Origin of the sequence: Nostoc sp. (assembly GCF_035638895.1) — a bacterium.
Taxonomy (GTDB): Bacteria; Cyanobacteriota; Cyanobacteriia; order Cyanobacteriales; family Nostocaceae; genus Nostoc.
This window is the reverse complement of record NZ_DASQZC010000337.1, coordinates 1-2,979: the sequence shown is the minus strand read 5'-3', so window position 1 is coordinate 2,979 and position 2,979 is coordinate 1. Positions and strand designations below refer to the sequence as shown.

The 2,979-nt window shown below is 47.0% G+C and carries 2 protein-coding genes and 1 pseudogene; all 3 read right to left on the bottom strand.

Annotated elements, in window-relative coordinates; genetic code table 11:
* A pseudogene (locus VE944_RS16570) lies at nucleotides 1-231 on the bottom strand (cytochrome c oxidase subunit 3); the annotation flags it as partial.
* A 97-nt stretch (nucleotides 232-328) separates the two neighbouring features.
* Nucleotides 329-1,990: a cytochrome c oxidase subunit I gene (ctaD, locus tag VE944_RS16565; protein WP_324978878.1), complete on the bottom strand. Its 1,662-nt coding sequence runs from the start codon at nucleotides 1,988-1,990 to the stop codon at nucleotides 329-331.
* Between the two features lie 13 nt (nucleotides 1,991-2,003).
* The gene (locus VE944_RS16560; protein ID WP_324978875.1) at nucleotides 2,004-2,930 is read right to left on the bottom strand and encodes a cytochrome c oxidase subunit II; all 927 of its coding nucleotides are present in this window, start codon (nucleotides 2,928-2,930) and stop codon (nucleotides 2,004-2,006) included.
* Between the last annotated feature and the right edge of the window lie 49 nt (nucleotides 2,931-2,979).

The window sequence follows — 2,979 nt, the reverse complement described above, 5'->3', positions numbered from 1 at the left end:
AAGAATTACTGTGTTGATTGTCGGTTCTTTTACTTCTAGCCCGGAAACACCTGCTGGTAGCCAGTTAGGGGTTGTTGTTTTGTAAATGGCATATCCGGCGAAAAAACTTAAGAAAATGACGCTTTCTGAGAGGAGGAAGACAATGAAGCCAAACATCTTGTTGCCTTCTTCGTCGTGGGTATGTTCTGCGGCTGTGTGCTGCAATTCATGGGGATTGATATAAGTGTCCATTTTGCTGTTAGTTTGAGGGGGAATTTGAAACGCCGAGGAACGCGGAGGGAAGCGCAGAGGGACGCGGAGGGTTTTTGCGTCTTCCCGATGTTTGGCGTTATTCTGGGAGGTTGGCTGTTAAGGGTTCTGATTTGCCGTAGCCGTAGGGTTCGGAGATGATGATGGGGATTTCTTCAAAGTTTTCTACTGGGGGGGGTGAAGAAACTAACCACTCTAGTCCGATTGCTCGCCAAGGATTAGCAGGTGCTTTCTCGCCTTGCATCCAAGAAATCACCATGTTGAAAATGAAGGGCAAGGTGGACATTCCTAAGAGGAATCCGCCAAGGCTAGCGATGACATTCCAGAATTGATACTCTGGGGCGTAGGAAGCGACTCGGCGTAACATCCCTTGCAATCCTAATGGGTGCATGGGCAAAAAGTTGAGGTTGGTGCCGATGAAGGCTAACCAAAAGTGGATTTTACCCCAGCTTTCGGAGTACATCCGCCCGGTCATTTTGGGGAACCAGTGATAGATGGCAGCAAATAAGCCCATCGTCACGGTGCCGTAGAGGACGTAGTGAAAGTGTCCCACTACAAAGTAGGTATTGTTAACGTGGACATCAACCGGCACGGAGGAAAGCATGATGCCTGTGATGCCGGCGAAGACAAACATGATTAATCCGCCCAAGGCAAACAGCATGGGGGTATTTAGCCGGAGTTTACCGCCCCAAATAGTTGCTACCCAGGCAAATACTTTAATTCCTGTGGGTACAGACACGCACATTGTTGTCAGCATGAAAATCAACCGCATCAAGCCTGATGTACCACTGACGTACATGTGGTGTACCCAAACAATGCCGCTTACTCCTGCAATCAAGATGGATGAAATAGCTACTACTTTGTAACCAAATAGAGGTTTACGTGAATAAACTGGGAAGATTTCTGAGAAAATCGCAAAGACAGGCAGAATGATCACGTAAACGGCGGGGTGGGAGTAGAACCAGAAGTAATGCTGGAACATGACTGGATTTCCACCCTTGGCTGGGTCAAAAAAGCTCGTGCCAACTGTGAGGTCGAGTAGCAGCATCACTGCGCCTGCTGTCAGCGCAGGTAATCCGAATAGTTGGATAATCTGGGCGCTAAATACTCCCCAGACAAACAAGGGCATCCGAAAGAAACCCATTCCTGGGGCCCGCATCTTCACGATTGTGGTGACAAAGTTGACTGCCCCCATAATTGAGGATACGCCGGATATTGCTACTGCTAAGAGCCAGATAACTTGACCATTAATTAAGTTACCTGTGGGATTCTGGAGACTAACTGGCGGGTAAGACCACCAGCCAGCTTGGGCTGGGCCACCAGGAACGAAGAAGCTACCCATCATCAAAATCCCAACTACTGGCACCATCCAAAAGGCGACGGCGTTGAGGCGGGGAAATGCCATATCTCGCGCCCCAATCATCAGGGGTACTAAATAGTTGGCAAAACCAACCAGTGAGGGAAATGTCCACAAAAACAGCATTATAGTGCCGTGCATGGTGAACATACCGTTGTAGACGGTGCGATCTACTAAATCTGATTCGGGTGTCATCAGTTCTCCCCGCATCACCATCGCAAAGATACCGCCGACGAGAAAGAAGAAGAAGGAGGTAACGAGATACTGGATACCAATTACCTTGTGGTCAGTACTAAAGCTGAAGTATTCTTTCCAATTACTTGGAGATTCGTGGTTATGCTTTTCATCAGGGAGAAGAATACCTTCAATAGGAACATTAGTCATGGTTACTTTCCTTTCAACCAGGTGAATTGACTAGAGGAGGTGCAGCAGGTGGAACTGTAACCCAACCTGTTTTGACTGATTGATTGGATGTTTGGGCATACTCAGAAGCTGCCTGATTTTTTGCTACGGATGGCTTTTGGGTTGCAGCTTGTGCTAGCCATTGCTGATAATCTTCAGGAGATTCGACGACTACATTCGCCTGCATCGTCGCAAAGTATGTACCGCTATATTGGGAATCGGTCAATCGGTACTTGCCGGGGCGAATGGGAGTAAATTCAAAGTCGATCGCATGGTTAGGAATAATATCCTGCTTGAGGCGAAATGCAGGTATATAAAAGCCGTGGAGAACGTCTTGTGATTTCAGCGCTAAACGTATCCGGCGATCGCTAGGTAAATGCAATTCGGTACTGGTAATATCTTTTTCTGGGTAATGAAAAACCCACGCCCACTGTTTAGCTAGTACGTCGATTTTTTCTACAGGTTCACCTAAAGCATTAGCTGGTGCATCTTTTGGTTCTGCATGAGCCGATTGCATTGCTAGCGGATTATGCAGGTGAACTAATTCCGATGGGCCTTGAATCCCCATTTGTTCGTAAACTTGGTAGCTGTAGCCCGCAATCCAAAACACCAAAAGAATTGGGATTGCTGTCCAGACAACTTCTAAGGTGACATTGCCATGAATTGGGGGGCCGTCAGTGAAGTCATCTTTGACTGCTCGATGGAAAATAACAGAATACATCAGAGTACTTGTTACTCCCAAGAAGATGAAGGCACCGAGGGTTACTAAGAAGCTAATCAAATCATCAATTAGTACGGATTCGGCTGCTGCTTGGGGGGGAAGCCAGGAATAAGCCTGCTTCCCGATCCAGAGACTCATAATAGTCACTGCGATCGCGCCTGTAAGCAGCGTCAAAATATTTAAAATCTTCTGGATTTTCATGGTAATTAGTCATTGGTCATTGGGCATTAGGCATTAGTCAAATGACAAA

What these genes read in the sequence shown, in the direction of transcription:
- VE944_RS16560 (WP_324978875.1), bottom strand. Translation starts at nt 2,930, where the DNA reads ATGAAAATCCAGAAGATTTTAAATATTTTGACGCTGCTTACAGGCGCG.
- ctaD (WP_324978878.1), bottom strand. Translation starts at nt 1,990, where the DNA reads ATGACTAATGTTCCTATTGAAGGTATTCTTCTCCCTGATGAAAAGCAT.